Source organism: Salipiger sp. ABF4_146 (assembly GCF_056161345.1).
The window spans coordinates 69,997-90,204 of record NZ_JBSWYX010000018.1; the positions used below are offsets into that span (position 1 = coordinate 69,997).

Sequence of the window (20,208 nt, forward strand, 5' to 3'; positions counted from 1 at the left end):
TTTGGTCACAGCTTCATAGTTGGCTGCGCTACAGGTGCCTCTTCTTTGTTAACCTCTCGTTTCGCTCGTGGCGCGAGGCGTGGACGCAATTTCAGAGCCGGAGACTTCTGAACCGGAGTCTTCGGCTGAGGTGCTGGTGCTGGCTTGGTCTGTGCTCGTGGTGTCTCACGATCGGCTTGGGCCTTCTCTTCCGGCTTGGTTGCAGCCTTGGCGACGATTGCGCGCCTGCCAGCCACGACAGGCTTTGCTCTCTTCACAGTCGAAGTTGGACGCACCTCATTTTCAGAGCTTTCAGACGAAGATCCTTCTGGCATGCGACGTGGCACCATTGGTCGGCGCGGGGACACGACAGGCTTTGCCCTGGAAACCGACGTCGGAGCTTTCGAAGCTGCCTCATCCGGCTCAGATTTGGCTGTCGCAACTGGTTTGGCCAAGGAAGACAGGAGGCGCTTCTTTGGGCCTGCAACCACCGCCTTCTCAGGCGTCTTCAGCCTCGACATCATTCGGTCGATCTTGATCGGAGTCGGCAGCGGTAAGGCCTCTCGCGCTTCTCCGAGAGGCTTCATATCTCTTTGGAAGGCCATGTATTCTGTCATGGCCCGCATGGCCGTATAGCGGTCTTGCGACTTCGTGGATGTGATGAACTTCCCGAACGTCTCTTTGCTCCCCAGTCCAACCACCATGTTTTTCGCACGTGTCCAACCGGTGTAGACCAAGGACCGGTCCGCCATGCCCTCGTGCATTTCAGAGAATGGCATGATGACGATCGGATACTGGCTACCCTGGGATTTGTGACAGGTGATCGCGTAGGCGAGCATGACATCGCGCCACTTCGTCGTCCGCATTTCCACGATGCGGCCGTCGTCGTACTCGACCTCCATAAGGTGACCCCCTTTCCGCTCAGGGTCCTCGCGATGTCCTTTGATAAAGCCGATGTCCCCGTTCATCACGTGGTTGTCGTGATCATTTTCGGTGAGCATCACCCGATCTCCGACGCGTGGCAGAGGCATACGTTCATCATCGTAGCGTCCGCGCTCGATCCCAGGGATACTCTCCCCATCCGGGTTGAGCTCTTTCGAAAGGGCTTGGTTGATCTCCCAGGTACCGCCGTAACCGGGGGCCTGGGGCGCAATAACTGCGATATCTCTGGTTGGGTTGATCCCCTTGGCCACGAATTGATGCCGGATCATCGACACGACCTCGTCCGTGATGTCGCGGCTCGAGCACTCCTTGAACCGGACACCGCCTCTGAGCGTATTGTCGACGTTAGGGATCTCACCCGCGTTGATCTTCTTCGCGTCATCGGTGATCTTTGACTCAGGGTCTTGTCGATATGTGTTTATCAACTCGCCGATTGGCACCAGAGATTTACCGTCAATGTTCATCTCCATCAGGTCCGCCAAGACCCGACCGACACCGACTGAGGCCAACTGAAACTGGTCGCCCTGAAGAATGATGCGACCGTCTGGCGGCATGGCTGCGAAGAGTGCCGCGAGGAGAGTGTTGTCCATCATGGACACCTCATCCACGACGACAACAGACTTGGCCGGCAAGGGGTTCTGTCGATTGTACTTAAACTCGGTGGCGCCATTCTCTTCGTTGTACTGCTGTCCCAGAAGCATCTGCAGGGTTTGCCCCGTATCGCCGGTGACCTCTTCAGCACGTTTGGCAGCCTTCCCTGTCGGCGCGGTAACAATGATGTCGCAGTCTTCGACGCGCTTGGACACCTCGATCAGCTTTTCAAGGATCGTCGACTTCCCCGTTCCGGGTCCACCGGTGATGATCGACACCGGATGTGTGGCCGCGATCTTCACTGCCTTTCTTTGGTGCTCATCGAGCTTGGTTCCCTCAAATACCTCCTCTGCAGCCGCGGCGACCGCGTCTGGATCGTTCTTGCGGCCGTTCTCCAGCATTTCCAGAAGGCATGAAGATGCCGCAACCTCGGCGCGGTAGCAGGCTTCCGACATGAGGTGAACGTCTGGCTGACCAGGGATTTGGAGGGGCAAAATGGAGCCCGGCCCTGGCTTCTTAAGGCCGCTCATGATCGCGTCTTTGACCGGCTCCTCCTCCAAGTTAAACCAGTCAGCAACCTTTCTAACCGCATCATTGAGCATGATCGCGGAGGACCCTGCGTTTTCAGCCTGACGTAGGAACTCACTTACCGCCCCGAGGATCCGGCGATTGTCAGATTTCGACACCCCAAGGTGCTTCCCAAGCCTATCGGCACTCTCGAACTGGATCGCCGGAACGGACATAATGTCGTAGGGATTTTCCTTGATGGTCTGGTAAGCCGCCCCCTTGAAGGCAGAGAGCACGCTGTTGATTGCTCGCTTGTCCAGCTTGGCCGACTGCATGAGATCGGTCGCTTGTTTGGAGGACGTGCGCTTGCTCAGCAGGGATCGAATACGATCGCCATACTTTTCGGGCGACCTCGACTGTTCAATCAGGCCGGTCGGATCGTTCAGGATGCCTTCAATGGCGTCATCGGACTTAACCGCCCGGCGGAGGCCCTCCAGGTCCAAGCCGGTTTCCGAAGAGGGCAGAATGGCTCTCAGCCAGGCCACAGTACCCGCTTTCGTCTTGGGCAGGTCTGGCCTCATGCTAGAGGCGTTGAAGACGTATTGAGTTTTACCTTTGTATTCGTTGCTCCTCCAGTCGCCTTCAGCCGAGAAAAAATCGCCTTCGCGCAGACTGCCGAGCCGGCCGCCAATTTTGACTTCCGTCAGGTCTCCACCCGTCTTCTCATAGATCGCGACAGCAAAACTCCGTGCCCGTGGCCCGTCGCCTTGCTTGAGTATCTTGCCAATTACGCCACGCATTGCGGCCATGTCTTTATCCTTCTGGGCTGGCTCGATGCGCGCACTCGCCCATCCCTATTCGAGGGGTAGATATTTGACAGACTGCAAGGAACGCGGGCGGCGGCAACAAACCAGCGCTCTGCCAGTAGCCGCTTATTGGCGCACAGCTTCTGCGCGTCGACTCTCGATACCCAGGACGCAATAACGCGCCCAGCACGAAGCCTGAGCGCGTTATTGGTAGTTTGTCACTGGGCGCGTATCCCCTGCTACGCTCGGTTTTGCTCTGGCTTCGTGTGAATATTTCAGAGTCTTCAGGTCACCCAGCTTTCCCAAGCATTAAGGCCCAGCGCCTGAGAGGCTGCGATCAGAAGGAGTGCAGCTGTCAACGTTGGGCCAAAGGGGACCTCGCGCCCTCCCGTCCTTAGAAATACGGTTCTCTCATGGACTAGGAAAAGAACGGTCGCCACCAGTACGAAGACCACCATTTGCTCAGGCCCCAGCCAGGCGCCAGCCATCATCAGGAACGCGACGTCCCCTCCTGACCAGAGTTCCAGCATCGGTTTGCGCTGGATCACTGCCACAACCGCAACCGCACCCCAGATGATCATGCCGGCTGCAGCGGCGCCAATAACCCGCTGCATGACCTCTGGCTCAAAGGGGCTCGCGAGCAAACCGAGCCACAGCATCGGCGTGGTGATGACCGCGGGGATCCAGTAATGGCGGAGGTCCAGTACTGAAATGACGAAACCCGCCCAAACGAATGCCATCAGTGAGAACGCCATATGTAGGTCTTCGACCAGCAGGTAGATGACTGCGAACCAAAATCCGACGACATACTCTGAGATCGGGTAAAACCACGGCACACGGTAGCCACAAGCCGGGCAGCGTCCACTCGTAGAAAGCCAGCCCAAGACCGGAGTGAGCTGAATGAAGTTCAGCGTTTTGCCGCAACTGTTGCAGTGCGATCTTCCCGAGAGGATCGACACCCTGACGTCGGCGTCTTCCAGCCACGCCAGCTGATGTGGAAGCCTGTCGATCAAGACACCACCAAATGACGCAAGGATCATCCCGACCCAGGCCAAAAGGACCGCTATCACCCAGGGGAACGTCTCGTGCACCAGAAGGAAGTTCTGCGCGACTTCAGAGAATATTTGCATGGTACGATACCCAACTGTTTGGGGGACCGTACTCATGGCGCTTTAATTCCAGATTTCTGCGCTCTCGAAGGACCTGTTACCGCGGTAACCGCTATCCGTCTTGACTGCTCAGGTGTTGCTCCGTCGCGATCCTGATTGTCACGCTGTGCTGATGGAGGCGCCCGAGATCATGCTTCGACAGCCAACGGTCGAAGATCGAAAGAAGGCTCGTAAAGTCCATGTTTTGACCTCTATCCGCAGCGCGCGCAACGCGTGCGAGGGGCATATAGAGAAGGTATGGAGAAGAAGCGAGGACATCAGACACCCGGTATCCGACGAGCGACGTCTCATCGCGAGTGAGCCTGACGTCGAACCCACCGGTCCCGGCCTTCGCAACGACTGGAGACCACTTTTCAGAAGCGGCCACCAACAGAACCGGTAGCAGCTTCGCCTTGTCCGCGACGTACTCAGCTTGAACTGGTAGTTCCCCAGCAATGATTTGGCGCCCTTTGGCCAGATTGAAGATCACTGAGCCAACCATCGTCTCGAGGTTCTCGACACGCTTGGGCGAGCCTTCGTTGAGCTTGAACTTCTCGGTCGAGACCTGAGCAGGCGCTGTTACGGTGGTAACAGGCACAACCTCGTTGGTCTCAACAAGGCCTGCTCGCCAATCGATCTGAGCTTGCGTCACCGTTCCCGGAACGAAAGCCGAGGCTCCAGGCGAAGACATTTGCAGCAGCGCGTTGACTGCGTCAGCGGTCATGGCTGTGGTCTGCACGCTCATCGCCTGCCCCACCTCGAAGAGATCGGAGGTCACCACAGCCTCAACGATCCCCGTGCTACGTGGAAGCGTCCTCCGAGCAGCGGGCGAGAGAGATAGGATCACGATACCCGCATCCCCAAGCGACATTCGCGAGCCGTACTCAATCGCTGTCGCCATCAGATCGGGGATCTCGAGCGCGCCAACAGTCGAGGCGATTTCCTGTGCATCCAAATCGACCGATTGCACGTCAGGGAGTGCCGCAATGAAGACCGGCAGTTTACCCGGCGCAAGCGCGAGCATCCATTCTGGCGCAGGAAGGTTCTGAAAAATGATCACCTCGTCGCCGATTTCTGACTGCAGTTTGGTAACCGCCTCAACTGCGTGCGGTGATTTCACTTTGGGTTTGGCGGGTACGATGCGTGCCATGTGGGCCTCCGAGCAGTTTACCCGCGATATATTTTCCAAGGGTAACTGGTGCTTAAAATTGAAAGGCAGCCACCGTGAGAGAGCCCAGACACGAACACCCCTTCCTGATTTGGTACGCGTACCTCAACAAACGAGGGATGGCGAAAATGGCCAGGAAGGACCTCTACCTGACCGACGATGCAGCTGCACGCTTTGCCATTGGGGTTGAGGAGCCTCAGAGAACGCCGGTACTCGGTGTCGGCATCCACGACGCCAAGGCGATCAAGTCGATCGAGTGGGCAAGCGCAGGCATCATCGCCGGCCATCAAGCGCGAGACTGGATCGCCCTCGCATCGAAGGACATTCGCCCCGTCGATAGCATTGCCCCCGATCCGGTGCCGCTCAGGATGTGGATCCCATTCACCACCGGTCTCTTCGACGCCTGGCTAGAGACCAAACCACACAAGCTAGATCTCAAGAGGGTAAAGAACGGTAAAGGGGCCCTCCCCGTCTTCGAGAAGAGCCCCTTCCTGTCCGTTGCGCTCCAGATGAAAAACAACTGGGAGCAGATGATAGAGTGATCAGTTGCGGCCGACCGCAGCGAGATAGGTTTCGACCTTCATCTCGAACTCGGTCATCTCGGCTTCGCCCTTCTTCCGGATTTTCAAGACCGCATTGATGATTTTGGGGTCGAAGCCGACGCCCTTGGCCTCGTCCTTCACCTCTTTGACCTGATCGGCGATCTCTTTTTTCTGCTCAGCGAGGTTTTCGAGGCGCTCGATGAACCCGGAGAGGTCCGATCCTTCCCCTTCGATTTCACCAGCATCTCCCATGCGATCCGGCGTTTCCATGTTCAGCGCCAGCAGGTAGGTGTCCAACAGGGTGTTGAACTCGTCCTGCTCATCTTGGGGTTTCTTACGGATTTGCAGAACTGCGGTGATGACCTTGGGCTCAAAGCCCATGCCTTTGGCCTCGTCCTTTACCGCCTTCTCATCCGCAGCGATTTCAGCCTTTTCCTGTTCAAGGCGTTCGATACGCTCGATGAAACTCTCCAGCTGGGACGGATTATCAATGGTCTCTTGCTCGTCGCTCAAAGCTCTATCCTTTAATTATCGTGGATAGAGCTAGTAGCAGCAAGAATAGATGCAATCAACACCTATTCTTGCTTTCGATGTTAGCCCATGCCAGGCGCAGGTGTGGGCGTCGTGCCGGGCGCCGGAGCCATATCAGGCTCCATAGTGTGGTCCAGGGTATCCACATTCTGCAATGTTGGCTCCGCAGGTGCCAGCGTCTGAGACAGAACCGTACCTTCGATGCCATGCATGTCTTCGTCTCCGACAAATTTCTCCGGGTCGAGCCCGCCTGTCACTCTGCCAGGAAATACGCGTGTAGCCATGTCGTCCTCTTCTCTTTCAATCCTTGTTTACGTTGCAAACCAACGTCTGTTGAGAATTGTGACGGCAGGTGAAAGAAAGATGATCTCGCTCGACATCGACAAGCTGAGACTGTGGTACTCAAAGCTGCCCAGCGACTTCCAGAAGGCCATTGAAAGCGACTTTCCCGACCCTGATGACGTGGTTCTCAAGGCATTCTCGGAGGAACTCGCCGAGCTTGAGATTGTCGAGCTCAAGGAATTCTTTGACGAGTCCACCGAAGCGCTCACCAAGCTGGGCCGGATCGGGCGAATTCGTCTTCTGGCGTCGCTGAGTGGAAAGACATTCCCCTACCAGGTGAAGACCTTCAAAGAAATCACCGAGGACCCCCAAGAGGGGGAAGACGGAACAACCTCCCAGTCGGCGTCTCAGGTCCTTTTCATCGAGGATATCAAAGCCTTCTCCGAGGCGGTCGCGGCCCGTACCTTCACTGCACAAAACCTCGACAGCATCGCTTTGTCAGCTCTCAACGACGCGGCTCTCGACCAGGAGGACGCTCCCGCCCCGCCGTCCGGGCCGCCGTCTTAATGAACAAAATTTGAGCGCCTTAGCCCACAAGTGAGCTGCGTGCGCATATATCGAAACAAAAGGATAGACGAAATGAAGAACAAATTTCTGGTCGCTTCAGCGCTCGCCCTTCTGGCCACCTCAGCCGGGGCCCAGTCTATGACAGCGCTCAAATTCAATGCAGGAGACAATGGCGGCGCGCTTGGGGTCGCGCAATCCAAGTTTGGGCGCGCCCAGGCGATGTCCACCGCCATCGTCGACATCAACGACGACGGGAACGCTGAGATCGCAGTCAGATTCGATGAAGCGTGCCAACAAGATCGATGCGACATCTCCCTCCTCTACTACGGTGGGTCTCGTTGGCAGGAGATCCTGGAGACCCGCAGCGCGACACTGGCAGTCGGCTCTGAAAAGCAGCAAGGCGCCCGCACCCTCTATCAAGATCACAACGTTCAGTGGTCTTGGATGAATGGCGCCTACGAGCCCTCCCCTACCGACTTCGCAAGAATTGAATCCATCAGCAGCCCTTCCAACGCGCTTTCGCGCTCCGAGCGCTCCGATCCCGATATTCGCAAACTCAGCAAGGTGACGCGTGAACTCGCCGACCTCACCGGCAATGGGAAAGACGAGAGTATCGTCCGTTCCCGGATTATTCCCGACTGCACAGGCACCAACGTATGCCCTGTCCTGGTCTACGACAGTGACGGCAACAAGATCGGTGATTTCCTGTCCTACGCCGGCCAACTCGGCCTCTCTGGAGACGAACTTTACACCTTCGGCCGCTACGGTTTCTCGTCCTATGCTTTCGACGGGCAAACTTACTCACACAAACAGACATTCATGTCCCTGGCCGCGCCGGGAAAATAAGAGGTTTTGCCCATGAGATTTCAAAGCAGACAACTGATTGCCGCTGTTTCGGCGTTTTCCCTGACGGCGTCGAGCGCGATACCAGCTTTCGCTGCTCCGGTTGCCCCTATGGAGTGGTTCGAGAAAACTGGCGGACAGGAAAGCCGAGGCTGGCCCAATGATGGCTACGGTGCTGATCATGGTTCAGGGCCGAATGACCCCATTGGAAGTGGTATCGGCAAAGGCTCAACTGCGGCTGGGAAATACCAGATCATTATCGAGAACTGGCAAAACCTTGGTTATGTGGAGCCCGGTGCTGATGATTGGGATCAAGCAGTCTTCACTGACAAAGCACAGTCAATGGGGGTATCCTCATACCAAGATCTTCTAGACTCCCCGGCTGGAAGGGTCGTTCAAGACCAAGCTGCTGTCGATCTAGCAAACAGCATGTGGAACGAACTTAGTTCTACGGCGAAATCTGGCGTCGGAGGACAGATCAACGAGACCGGCCTCTTGGGTGGTGCCTGGTTTTTAGGCCCCGGAGCCATGAACACATGGGCCGAAGGTGGATTTACTCAAGAAAGCCTTATGAATATCGGGAACCTCGAAGCTGCGCTTCGCTCCAACGGCTTTCTCCCGGAAGACTTTTCTGAACTCAGCCCGGAAGAGCAACAGGCCGCATTGTCTGCTGGCGCTGGTCAGATGCAGAACTACCTCATGAACCGAATGGAAGAGTTCGAGGGCACCGACATATCTGCCATTATCGATGGCACCTACGTTCCGGGCTCTGGCGACGCTATGGAATTCCTCGTCCAATGCGACCCTGCTATCGCAGAAGCACTCCAACAGAAGTCTCAGGACTACGTTCAAGGCGTACGGGCCGCCGCTCAAGACGACGCAATGGGTTTCAGCCAACTTCAACAGCCGTTCGGCGAGATGTCCTGCATCGACTTCGCCTTCACGGGCGGCATGGACGTTCTCTTCTCGGTCCCCTCTCTTTCGGACCTCGCACAGCAAGCAATGGAGATGGCGTGTGGCCAGGTCAATGGCATGATCTCCGAACAGACCGGACAGGTCACCGACGCTATGCAAATGGTTGCCGGCGAAGCAGACGCAATCGGCCCCTCCATGGGCCCGCTCGGGAACTTCGGCTCGATCAATACCGCGTACAACCCAAGAAGCGCGGGCATCAACGTCGGCCTGAACGATGGTAACACCGGCAGCTACAACACCGGCGCCAGCTACGGGGGTATTTCCTCAGAGGGCGGTTCGTCATCGATCAATCAGCCATCAGAAGGCGGCTTCGACGCGCTCTTCGTCCAACAGTGATTTCAGATTTCAGGATTTTCAGATGACCAAAAAAATCAGAACATACGCGATTTCCGGCGCACTTGTGGCCTCTTTGGCATGCTCACCTGGAGTAGCCTTAGCACTTGGAGGGAGTGGCATTCCTTCTGATGTCGCGCGCGACGGAACCGTTGAACAGATAGGGTCGAACATGGTCGCCGAAATGGCAAATGTCGGTTCAGACATAGTCCTCGGGGTCGGTCAGCTGACTAGTAACCTTAAAGAGCAACTTGCCGCGCACTCCAACATGAACCAGCTGATGGACGAACGGCAACGTCAGCGGGAGATCGAGAAGGTGACCTTCGAGGCGGCTCGGAACTCGGGCGTCACCGAATTGAAGTGCAAGATCACGACCAGAGCCATTCGGGACTCCGTCTCGAACCGTCCAACGGAACGCCGTCGACAACAAACTCTGGCGACGCTCGAGCAGCTTGCGTCTTGGAACCTGGGAACCCCGGTGGGGTCGGCTGGACAACCTCGGACGTATTCGTCCGTTACCGAGAAAGCTGAAATGGAAAACGCCATGCAATCTCAGAAGGACCCGCAGAAGTATGGCATGGTGGCCGGCAGCTCGATCTTTTCGAGCATCAACTACGCGACCCCCGAACAAGTCTCCGGATGCGAGAGCCTCGTCATGAATACCGTGGGCCTCGGAGGAGAGGGCTTGGCCAACACGTCCTCGATCGAGACGGTCGACTCCGCGGTTTCCCAGCGTAACATCGCGACATCGCAGTCACGGAGATCTCTGACTGAGAAGGTGATGATGGACTACTGCGTCGACCGCACGCCTCAAAGCGTAGCAGAAGACTCCATCGTCGGGGACATGCTCAAGAGCGCTGAAAATATCGCGGGCTACTCCACGGCAGAGCTGCAAGAAGTCGGTGTGAGCCCGGCCATGGTGAACCAAATTCGCTCTCAGGAATGGTTGTCGGAGATTGATCCTGAAGGAGACCAATATACAGAGGTCCACCTGCTTGATCGCGTGGCTATGACACTTGGGTGGATGGCCCGGCAGAACAACGAGATGGCTCAGAAAGTCGACCAACTGAACGTCCTGCAAGCCGCAACCCTGGCCGCGGTCAACGAGTCTGTCTCCATCGAGCGCCAACAACTCGAAGCCCTTCAGAACTGAGTTCGCTGATGCCAAAGTCTCTGTTCGTCATCGAAGCGCCCGGGAAAATCCGGGCGTTTGAACACATCCTGAAATCGCTCGGGCACGATGCCGCCGTACAGGCCACGAGCGGGCACCTTTATGAGATGCCAAACGATCTCAGCAATCTCGGCATCGACAAGACGTTTTCCGATCACAAGCGTGCCGCGCGCCGAGACAAGACAATCTGGTATCTGCGAAAGGCAGCTCGCGAGGCTGAGACGATCTATGTCGCAACGGACGCCGATGCCGAAGGCGATGTGATCGCGTGGGATGTCCACGAACTCCTCAAAGACATCACTCCGGACATTTTCAGAGTGAAGCTGAAGGGTATGGACAAGGAGTCGGTCGAAGCGAGCCTGACGGACGTCTACCCAGTCCGAAAATCCGACGCCGTTCCCGGCCGGACCCGCGCGATCATCGACAGGATGATAGGTCACACTTTCAGCAAGGACGGTGTGGGCGTAGGTCGTGTCTCGACCGGTCTGCTTGGCATGCTCTCCAAGTACGGTGACCAGATCAGCACGACCCGAGTGAGATTGGTGGCGCCGGCCAAGGATGGGGATGCTCCGTGGACGACTGAGTTCGACACCAACAAGACGGTTACCGCGGAGATCGCCGACAAGCTCACCGCGCTCAGCTTTCCAGCGATCGACATGAAGGGAAGCAAGTCTGCCCCTGGAGATGCCATGCACATGGGGGAGATCATGGTGCGCGCAGGCGATGACTTGGGCATGACACCCAAAGAGACATCCAAAAGCCTGCAGAACATGTATGAGACAGGCCAGATGTCTTACCCACGATCCAACTCGAAAGGTGTCAGCAAAGGAGCTCAACGCCGGCTCGAGAGAATGATCAAGAAGTCGGGCTTCCGAGGGAAGGCAACGCGCATCGCTGAGAAAGGCAATGAGGATGTGCACGATGCCCCCTACCCTATCGGCGACGTCGATGTTTCCAAAGATCCCCGTAAGCTCGGTGACGATCACGGCGTGAGAACGATGGTCGCTCGCAACATGGTGCGCTCTTCCCTCCCCCGCGAGCGGCAGATCGCCCGTTCAGGCGAGATCGAGACCTTCATTAGACGGAGCGGCTTTGACGACAAGGTCGCCAAATTCGTTGCCGGCCGGAACTGGACGCGTGAAGTCGGACCGCGCTTTCCGGGGGAAAAGACATTTCAGGAAAGCTCGACGACCCAACGCATGCCGGACACCGTCTTGCTCGAGAAGGCTGTCGCCCTTGGCCTTGGCCGTCCAAGCACATGGGCGAACCATATTGAGAACTTCATCGATCGAGAGCTCTGTGATGAGAACCTGCAGCTGACGGAAAAGGGCCAAGCTTGGGCGGCTGCGTCACCGGATGAGCTTCTCAACCCAAAGCTCTCAAATCTCATCGAGAACGCCTGCGAGCATGTCCTGCCGGGTATGATGGAGGATGCAGAACGGGAACCCTGGAGCATTCTTGCAGAGAAGATCTCGACCTCCCTACCGGAAGGTCTCTCTGCAGCAATGGGCCGCGATCTCGAGCCCGAACCCCAGACACCAGAGGACCCTTACGCTTCTGTCATCGCACGGGTGGAGCAGAACGATGAGCCGCCCACAAACGATCGCGACCAAAAACTCGCGAGTTAGAGCTTCGACCTTGGCGGCTGTTACCATGGTAACAGCCGCTCCGATCAACCGACGATTGGCCTCTAGATCGTTGCGAATAGGCAACCTAGCGCTCAAGCCTCAGACATCTTTGGTCTAATCGCTGAATTCTCTTGATATTTTGATTCAATGCAGGCCATTTTGGGTCAAAACACAAAAAACCCAAAGCATAGAGCAGCTATCAAGGACAACGAGATGAAACACACGGCTATCGGGCAGATGCCGAGCTTTTTCCGTCGTTTGAGCGCGATGCTGAGAAGCATCGACAGCGTTGGCCGGCGGGACGACACCGTAAATCGACGCGTGGAGCGCAAGTTCTCTCTTAAGGAAGTCGCAGAACTCCTCGACGTCGATCCCGCCACGATCACGAGAGCAAGCGCAGCAGACGCTGATTTCCCGCAGGTCGATAAGATCGGGCGCGAAAAGCGCTTCGACATCGAGGACGTCATGAAAGTCCGCGCGATGCTCTCCAGCGCTCCGAGAGCACGGAAGAACCACCTTTTCTGGCGCGACCCCGGGGACACTTCTCCCATCCCGGTTGTATGCTTTTCCAGCCTCAAGGGTGGCAGCGGAAAATCAATCTCGGCATCGCACTTCGCACAGTACCTTAGCCTCTACTACGGCATGCGGGTCGGGATCATGGATACCGACCCTCAGGCAACCACGACGCTCTACTATGCGAACCAACAGCTCGAAGTCTTCGACCGAAAGGACGGCACCGTTGCGAGCTTTATGGGCGTTCGCGACTATGGCTCCAATGACGTTGTCGATGAGCCGGCCGATAAGCTGAATGCCATGTGGCAGCCTACTCCTTGGCCCGGCATTCGCATCATTCCAGGTGGACCTGAAATCCAGCGCGGAGACCTCGTCCTCTACAACTTGAGCCTCAAGGCCGACAACCGTCGCCGCCTCGACTTCATCTTAAAGGACGCGATCGAGCGTTGGAGCGCGGGGTACCCGTCCAAAACCCAGCCGAGCGATCTGCGCCGTGCAGATGGAAGCTTTGACAACGAGCGGTACCAAGAAGCTCTCAACGAGACGGTTGATATCATCATTATCGACCAGCAGCCCTCGCTGACGACGACACAGATGAACGGCATTATCGCAGCGACCAACCTTGCTGTGGTCATCGGCTCCCGCGGCTTCGATCTGAACTCTCTCAGCGTCTACGTAGAGAGTGTTCGGAGCATCATCGACACCCACATGGAGCTCGACCCCAACCTCGAACTCGGCCAGGGGACGCATAGTGTCCTGGTAACAAACGTCGACGAGACTAATAGTACTGACCGTGAACAGTTCGCAGAACTGATCGAGCGTGCTCCGACCGACTTCCTGCCTCTCTACGCGATCAGAAGCGTCGCGGTGCCTAACGCAGCCAAAGAGTACAAGAGCAACTACGAGTGGACCCCTACTCCCGGCGGTCGTGTTGCTCAGCAACGTTTCATCAAATACGTGAACGCGGTCAATGATGCGCTGTTTAAGCGCGTGTATCCGAACCAACCCGGCAGGGGTTTCCAAGAGATTGTCGAAGCTGAGCTTTGGGCTGACGACGACGAGGAGCAGGCAGCATGAGCAAACTTTCCCGCAAGAAACCGACGGCAGCACCTGTTACCGCGGTAACAGCCGACGCCGAAACAGCGCCTCTGCAGCATCAAGAGGCTGAGGCGTCGAACCTCCATGAGCAGCCGTCGGGACAGCACGATGCTATGCGGATGAACGCTATCCGCCGAAAGACACTCGACCAAATTTTCTCGCGCCAACAAACGGTTGAGGTCCCCGTATCCCTCATCGAAGATGAAGTCGGAACCGACCGCTCGCACGACTGGCTAAACGACCCGGAGATTGAGGCTCTGGCATACAACATCCAAAAAGAAGGCCAGATGACGCCCGTTGAGCTGCGTGTCAGCGATCCGAACTGGGTTCCACGTGCCGGCAGATACGAAGTCCGCGACATCCAAGACGATGAGGACGTCCAGTTCTTGGTTCAGGCTGGCCGTCGTCGGATCGAAGCCTGCCGTCGGCTTGGGATAAAAGTCGTTGCGTTCTTGAATGCCGGCGAGCTCTATGATGACCTCCGCAAGCGTTTTTTCGAGAACTCGATGCGCCAGGACCTGACGCCGATCGACTTCTTGCGTTCAGTTGGCGGGCTTGCCAAGGAAATGCAGCAGCGGACCGAAGGGGTTTCCGGCGAAACCATCGCGAAGGAACTCGGAGTGAACCGCCAGTACGTTGTGAACGGTCTCAAGGTTCTTTCGTTGGAAACCGAGATCAATGCGCTTCCGAACCAGGGCCGCGACCTCACACACACTGCCCTTCGCAAGCTTCTGCCGCAGCTCACAAGCGGAGAGCCTGTAGAAGCTGTTACCGCAGTAACAGCAGAAGACGCACCGACTGCACTCGCGCACGATGACATTGAGATCGGCCAAGAGCAGGATACTCGCGAAGTCAAAGACCAGCGTTCGCGTTCTATATCGGCTGCTCCGATCCGTCAGACGCGGCGGTTTGCTGGCTACCAATGCCACATGGACAGTCTCAAAACAGGCGCCGACTTGAAGATCCGCGGCGGAAAAATTTCCGACGAAACCCTGCAAAAGATCGGCGCGGCGATTGAGGACATCCTGCGAGACGCTCTCGACTAAACTCGCATCACCATACCTAAATGCCAAAGAGCCTCGGTTGTACCGGGGCTCTTTTTTCATCTATTACCGTGGTAACAGCCGGGCTCATTGCACATCGAAGCCCCAGTCCCTACGAAGGTTACCTTCCGACACGACAGCTGAGTTCTGCCTTACCCCTCTTTTCATTCGCTGGCTAAAAAGGGGGTAAGGCATGAAGGTCAGCCAGCCGCACGGGAAGTTGTCCACCGGAAAGACCCGTGACAGGACTGAAGACATGTTCCTCCGCACAATCATGACCGTCGTGCGTCACTTCCAGATCCGCAAAAAATTCTTGAGTGAGCCCTCCTGTTACCACGGTAACAGCACTGCCGAAGCCTCCTCAGAGGGGCCCCGCCCAACAGAACCTACCGGCCGTGAGAGCAAACCTGGGCTGTTACCACAGTAACAAATCGCTTTCTGCCTGATAGAGTTCGTTGCTCTACCTTCGCCTCATCCGGGGACAAGATCCTGACGATGCACATCCTGACCGTAACTTAGAGGCTGAACGGTCCCTCAAAATCAGACCTAGAGGCATTTCATCCCGGTCGACCGATCGCCCGGCTCTGTTACCACGGTAACAGCTGCAACTCACACAGACGGCTCCACTTGCTCGGTGTATAGCTCTCCCTCGAAATCAGAGAGCAGGCTCTCGACGCCGACTAGAACGTGCTCAACCGTTTCTTCGGGCTCGTGGACGTCGTCACGGCTCTCGTCGATTGCCTGCGACACACCCTCATTCTCTCGCTCAAGCCTTGATGCACTCTCGAGAATGGCGCTTTTCAGAGTTTCCATCGCGGGCTGACAACGGGCGTGAACACTTGGATCGCCTTCGGCTACCGGCTCGTAAGACAAGGCCAGACCACAATAAATACAGCAATCTTCAGGGCAGGGGACATCCAACAGCCCCCAAAAATCCTCAGTCGAGCTCTCTGTTACCACCGTAACAGCGGACACCGCGAGAGCCTTTGCATGCGCCAGAGCCAGCGTGACCCGATCCAAGTCGTCTTCGCACGCGCTCATAACCAGCGGCCATGCGAAGTCCCCGTGGGTCCGATCCACTTCAAAGTCCTCAAATAGCTCCGCCTCCCAATGATACCGAACTGATCGCCAGAGTGCGGTCCGGACATCCTCACCACAGCGGATACGCGCCGAGGCATCAACCATGACGGCGTCCAGAGTGTCTTCGGGCATAGCCTCCCGCACCTCATCTGGCAAATGCCCTCCGCTCGTCACGTGGTAACTCTATCCTTATATTTCATCGCAACCTGAAGACCAACACCTACATCTAAAAGGATAGATTGGCAATGGATAAGGATAACCTGAAACCACTCGACTACGCAGACATCCGTGTTGCCGAGGACAACGCCGTCCTCATTCCTCATCGCCGTCGACTACGCAGGCCTCTCGTCTAAGCGTCCCGTCGCTATCAGAAAGACCGAGGGCTGGGTCGAGATCATTCAAGATGAGCAGGTCAGAGTACAGTTCCGCCTACCGCTCCCAGACCTTGGTCCCGTCTACGCGCGCATCAATCCGGACAACGAGGTAATCATCACTCAAGTCCGGAAGAGTGGTAAAATTCAAGTCTTCGAAAACATCCAGTTCGAGGAATAAGCATAAAGAGACCGGACACATGGACGACATCGACACTGAAAACCAGGGCGCGGAATACACCACCGACTTCGATCCAGGCGTTGACGACCTCGATGCGATGAAAGCCGAGGCGGAAGGCGACCCGGACGGACCGCCGAAAAAGCGGCGCAAAAAGCTTGGGTCCCGCCGGAAACCTGCAGCCGATCTGCCCACTGATACCGATGAAGCGTCTGTTCCCATTACTGAGAACGATATCCTTCCAGAGGTCGATGAAGCCCCGGATCCTGAAACTGATCCCGATGCTCCGGATGCCGCTGCGCGCAAGCGCAGGAAAAAGCGCTTTGGCGCGCGAAAGAGGGCGGACAAGGCTTCGCCGCTGAACGAGACTGCTCCAGCTGACGAGCCGGTATCTGAAGCGGCCACCCCGGACACGCCCCCAGTCGTAAGCTCAGTCGAGGAAACGGCCCCTGAAGAGGAACCGACCGAGTACCTCACGGAGGAAGCGATTATCGGCGAGGACTTCATGGAGGACTATGAGGACAATTCTCCGGACAAGGGAAATGTCGTCAATCTGAGCCGTCGCCGGAAGTCCAGCAAGTCCGAAACGTCCAACTTTAGTCTTCCTCCAAGCGAAGTCTCCAAAGGGCTGCCCTTCATAAAACCTGCAAACGACGCGCAGCCGACCGAAGATATTGATATCGAGGAGGAAGATCTTGCGGAGCTTGCTGAGCGTGATCCCAACTCCCAAGCACCCGGGGACCTGGGGGCGCATGATCCAACGCCAGTATCGCGAGGAAGAGCTTCTACAGTTTTGCGGTCGCCTTCGCCCTGTATACCGGCAGGGTGAGGCCCCGATCTGGTTTGCTATGAGTTCTGTCATTCCGGAAAACCTGGTCATCGATGATCTTATCCACATGGATGACATCGTGACCAAAAAGTCCTTCTTCTGGGACGCCGTTCGTCGCTGCAGTGGCATCATTCACCCCGACTACCTGGTAAAAGTGTGTCCCGAGCTCTTCGCGGATCGCAATCATGCAATGGCTGAGATGAACTTCGCCGGCTTCAGCTTCAAAGATGGCAAGCTGACCGGTGCGAAATCTCAGGGCTTCACGCCCTATCGCATCCAGTCCGACCGAGCTGACGCCTACACCTTCGTCCGCACGAGCCTCGACGACCATCAGAAACGAATTTCAGAAGTCCTCGAACACCTGTGTCTGTCGTATGACCGGATCGATCCGGTGGATCCTAACGCTGCGATCAAGTCTCTCGCGCGCGCCCGAACACCTGACAACATCGATATCGAGCTTGGAAAGATCGAGGATCGAGAAAGCAAAGAGAAGGCCGCCATCGAGGCTGTTGGTGGTGAGATCATCCGCCGCGGTTCCGTGAGGGCGGACCTTCTAAGGGGGAAGAAGGCTAACAGGCCAACGCACCCGCTCGAGTTTACCGCAGGAAGCACCGATCTCCTGAAAAAACGGTCGTTGAGATACGCTGATTTTGAATCCGCCCTCACTCTCTCGCATGTCTGGGACAAGATTGCTCATGAGAGAGAAGCACAGCGCGACCAGCTTCTGTGGGAAACCGGAGAGGAAACCTACGAGGCCCTTGGCGCGCATACATCAGATGGAGCATGACGTGTCGCTGGAAGAAGAAGACAGAGCTCCTGGTGCAAGAGATCGCCGGTTCTCAATGTGAGACGTCGGGCTGTTACCACGGTAACAGCCCGCGACTACGACCTCTTCTGCACCCAATCGGCATCTGCAATATGCTGAGGTCCCAAAGCCTGCAGCTTGTTCTCGGCAAACGCCCGTCCACTTAGATGTGCGTAGCCGTCCTGAGGCTCGACGTACTCGAGCTTGACCTTCAGCGTATCATCATCCTGACGGCGCAGGCTCAGCACTTCGAAGGCCACTTCCTTTGCGCCCGTTGACGCCATCTGGGGATCTGCAGTTTTCAGGAAGCCGCCCTGGACAGCCACATAGGCCTCCTTCTTCAACCCAAAGGCCTCGAGTTCATCCGCGCCGACTTTGACCTTCCCCACGATGCAGCGTTCCTCAGCGGCATCGAAAGCAGCAGTGTAGGATTTCTGGTCATCCTGAATAACCCGCGCAACCGCCTCCTGAATGGATTTCTCTGAAAATTTCGCAGCGGGAATATACCACGCTTCTCGCACGTTGCTTAGCCGGTCGATCTTCTTCAGATGGTGGTGGCAAGGGTGTCCGAGTGGCATCTTCAAGCGTAGCCCTCCGAGACCAGCGAACACTTCGAATTTCTGCATTACGCAGCCATGCTTGCGTAGGACCTCCATGTTGTGCTCCCAGGATTTCGGCGCTTGCGCCTTGAGCTGCTCGCCGATCTTCGAAACCAGCTCTGACGAGCTAGCGCGAGCGAATTTCGGCTTGATCTGCCACGCTCTTCTTTGTGGCGCCCAGCGCCCCTTGAGCTTTTTCATGAACGCGGTGAAGTCTCGGTCGTAGGGGAACACTACCTCAACAAGGTCATCCATTTCGTAAACCTGGACCGTGCCGAAATCTACCATTGCCATACGCTGAACCTCCATATCATGAAGGATAAGTGCGTCCGGTACTTGCCCTATCTTTAAACCACCAATCCTTTAACCAAGAATTGTTGACCCGCGCCACGCAAAATAGGATAAGGGCCACAGTTTGAGAGACAGGACATTTTCATGAGCTTGAGCGCGGACCAGATCTTGCAGCTCCCAGAGGAGCAGCGGCAAGACGCAATCGAGAAGAATATTGAAACACTATCGCTGGCTGACATCGAGAAGTTGTCGGCCACGCTGATCAAGCAGATCGAACAGGACTACCGGGTCACCGAAGGCTTCGCGAACAGCCAAAGCGCTGTGCGAGACCGCAAGGACTGGGAACCTGATTGGAAGCCAAAAGGAGTGGTCCAAGAAACCGAAGCTGACGAACCTTCAGATGAGGTAGTGTCAGAGGCTATTGCCGACACCGAACACCCTCAGAGAGAGGTCGCATCTGCCGCTTCTGAAGACCCAGAGGTGATCGAAGCCCCGACACGCCCCTTGATGCTTGAACCTGAACAGCGGGTCGACCTTCCCGAAGACGAGGAGGATGAGCATACGGAAGAATATCCCGACTTCGATGACGATCCTGCCGCCCGGCATGGCTTTGACGAGATCATTCCTCAGGAACAATGGGACCCCCGGCACGAAACAAGCGGTCTTGTCGCGCAAATGCATGCAAGTGCACGTGCGTCCCAGGAGGCGGCCACCCTGCGGGCCCCGAAGAAGGAATCCAAAGAGGCGAAAGAGCGCCCCTCCGTCCTCGAAGGGCTGGGTACACTGCAGTTCAAGCTTATGCCGCATTCGTGGGGGCTGGCTGGCGGGTACCTTGCGGCCAATGAGCTTGCAAGCCGCGTCTCCGAGTTCCAATCACAGATGGCTGGCATCAGCATCGGTATGGTTGTCGCGCTCGTGCTGTCAAAGATCTCCAAACAAGGCGCCACTCTTTCGGCACTGATTGTCGGCACCATCCTGAGCTGCGTCGCGATGTGGAAACTCGGCGTCCCCGATCTCGCTTCGGGTGAATTCGATGAGCGCGCCACCGCATTCTGCCTGGCCGTGGCTCTTGGCCTTCCCGCAGGCTTCGGCCTTCTGCGCGCAGCGATCAAGAAGGACTAGGTCCGGCAGGGCATCTCCTACCGCATTGCTCCGGGTGCGAACGGGTCTCTTTCGTCGTCCTCAAGCCTCTCTCGTTCGGCCCGGAGTTCCATGTCTTGCTGTGCTTTCGCCAGTGCTTTCGATCGGTACGCAGATGCCGAAGATAGCGCTTCCGAAAGACCCGACTTCGCGTGCTGGCGTTGTTGCGCAAATCTAGGGGATTCATCTCGTGAATCCAGCATGCTAGCCGGGCAGCATGAGCAGACCTCCGAAGCCGACCTACAAGA

17 protein-coding genes are annotated in these 20,208 nt (G+C 56.7%); 11 read left to right on the top strand and 6 right to left on the bottom strand.

The features are described 5' to 3' along the window. Positions 1-5 precede the first annotated feature (5 nt). The 3 genes from ACXAJT_RS21385 to ACXAJT_RS21395 all read right to left on the bottom strand — a co-directional run bounded on the left by ACXAJT_RS21385 (position 6) and on the right by ACXAJT_RS21395 (position 5,123). On the bottom strand, positions 6-2,828 hold the full coding sequence (locus tag ACXAJT_RS21385; protein ID WP_475238781.1) for an AAA family ATPase: 2,823 nt from the start codon (positions 2,826-2,828) through the stop codon (positions 6-8). Positions 2,829-3,109: 281 nt separating this feature from the next. After that, on the bottom strand, positions 3,110-3,955 hold the full coding sequence (locus ACXAJT_RS21390; RefSeq protein ID WP_475238784.1) for a prepilin peptidase: 846 nt from the start codon (positions 3,953-3,955) through the stop codon (positions 3,110-3,112). 91 nt (positions 3,956-4,046) lie between these two features. After that, positions 4,047-5,123, bottom strand: a complete 1,077-nt coding sequence (locus ACXAJT_RS21395; RefSeq protein ID WP_475238786.1) for a hypothetical protein — start codon at positions 5,121-5,123, stop codon at positions 4,047-4,049. A gap of 146 nt (positions 5,124-5,269) precedes the next feature. Here ACXAJT_RS21395 and ACXAJT_RS21400 point away from each other — a divergent pair, with 146 nt between their 5' ends. Further along, a complete protein-coding gene (locus tag ACXAJT_RS21400; protein WP_475238788.1) occupies positions 5,270-5,683 on the top strand; it encodes a hypothetical protein in 414 nt (137 codons plus the stop codon). On the opposite strand, the gene ACXAJT_RS21405 is transcribed toward ACXAJT_RS21400, so the two are convergent. Then, entirely contained in the window at positions 5,684-6,196 is a 513-nt protein-coding gene (locus ACXAJT_RS21405; protein WP_475238790.1) for a DUF2312 domain-containing protein, read from the bottom strand. It abuts the gene before it with no gap. A 381-nt stretch (positions 6,197-6,577) separates the two neighbouring features. Here ACXAJT_RS21405 and ACXAJT_RS21410 point away from each other — a divergent pair, with 381 nt between their 5' ends. From ACXAJT_RS21410 to ACXAJT_RS21440, 7 genes are all read left to right on the top strand, one after another. Further along, a complete protein-coding gene (locus tag ACXAJT_RS21410) occupies positions 6,578-7,063 on the top strand; it encodes a hypothetical protein (protein WP_475238793.1) in 486 nt (161 codons plus the stop codon). Between the two features lie 72 nt (positions 7,064-7,135). Next, on the top strand, positions 7,136-7,909 hold the full coding sequence (locus ACXAJT_RS21415) for a hypothetical protein (protein WP_475238796.1): 774 nt from the start codon (positions 7,136-7,138) through the stop codon (positions 7,907-7,909). Between the two features lie 12 nt (positions 7,910-7,921). Then, positions 7,922-9,217 carry a hypothetical protein gene (locus ACXAJT_RS21420; RefSeq protein WP_475238799.1) on the top strand — a complete coding sequence of 432 codons (1,296 nt, stop codon included), beginning with the start codon at positions 7,922-7,924 and terminating at the stop codon, positions 9,215-9,217. A 22-nt stretch (positions 9,218-9,239) separates the two neighbouring features. Beyond that, positions 9,240-10,367, top strand: a complete 1,128-nt coding sequence (locus ACXAJT_RS21425) for a hypothetical protein (RefSeq protein ID WP_475238803.1) — start codon at positions 9,240-9,242, stop codon at positions 10,365-10,367. Between the two features lie 8 nt (positions 10,368-10,375). Further along, complete coding sequence (locus tag ACXAJT_RS21430) at positions 10,376-12,013, top strand: DNA topoisomerase (RefSeq protein ID WP_475238806.1); 1,638 nt, start codon at positions 10,376-10,378, stop codon at positions 12,011-12,013. Between the two features lie 213 nt (positions 12,014-12,226). Continuing rightward, complete coding sequence (locus tag ACXAJT_RS21435; protein WP_475238808.1) at positions 12,227-13,603, top strand: ParA family protein; 1,377 nt, start codon at positions 12,227-12,229, stop codon at positions 13,601-13,603. Next, positions 13,600-14,670 (top strand): ParB/RepB/Spo0J family partition protein, encoded by a 1,071-nt coding sequence (locus ACXAJT_RS21440; protein ID WP_475238810.1) that lies wholly within the window; start codon positions 13,600-13,602, stop codon positions 14,668-14,670. The genes ACXAJT_RS21435 and ACXAJT_RS21440 overlap by 4 nt, the downstream gene beginning before the upstream one ends. Positions 14,671-15,276: 606 nt before the next feature. On the opposite strand, the gene ACXAJT_RS21445 is transcribed toward ACXAJT_RS21440, so the two are convergent. Continuing rightward, positions 15,277-15,879: a hypothetical protein gene (locus tag ACXAJT_RS21445; RefSeq protein WP_475238812.1), complete on the bottom strand. Its 603-nt coding sequence runs from the start codon at positions 15,877-15,879 to the stop codon at positions 15,277-15,279. 439 nt (positions 15,880-16,318) lie between these two features. On the opposite strand from ACXAJT_RS21445, the gene ACXAJT_RS21450 reads away from it, so the two are divergent. Continuing rightward, positions 16,319-17,125, top strand: coding sequence for a hypothetical protein (locus ACXAJT_RS21450; protein ID WP_475238814.1), 807 nt, complete (start codon positions 16,319-16,321; stop codon positions 17,123-17,125). After that, the gene (locus ACXAJT_RS21455) at positions 17,049-17,912 is read left to right on the top strand and encodes a hypothetical protein (protein WP_475238817.1); all 864 of its coding nucleotides are present in this window, start codon (positions 17,049-17,051) and stop codon (positions 17,910-17,912) included. Before ACXAJT_RS21450 ends, ACXAJT_RS21455 begins: the two co-directional genes overlap by 77 nt. A gap of 95 nt (positions 17,913-18,007) precedes the next feature. On the opposite strand, the gene ACXAJT_RS21460 is transcribed toward ACXAJT_RS21455, so the two are convergent. Beyond that, positions 18,008-18,823, bottom strand: coding sequence for a hypothetical protein (locus tag ACXAJT_RS21460; RefSeq protein ID WP_475238819.1), 816 nt, complete (start codon positions 18,821-18,823; stop codon positions 18,008-18,010). Positions 18,824-18,964: 141 nt separating this feature from the next. On the opposite strand from ACXAJT_RS21460, the gene ACXAJT_RS21465 reads away from it, so the two are divergent. Then, positions 18,965-19,942, top strand: coding sequence for a hypothetical protein (locus tag ACXAJT_RS21465; RefSeq protein ID WP_475238822.1), 978 nt, complete (start codon positions 18,965-18,967; stop codon positions 19,940-19,942). Positions 19,943-20,208 lie beyond the last annotated feature (266 nt).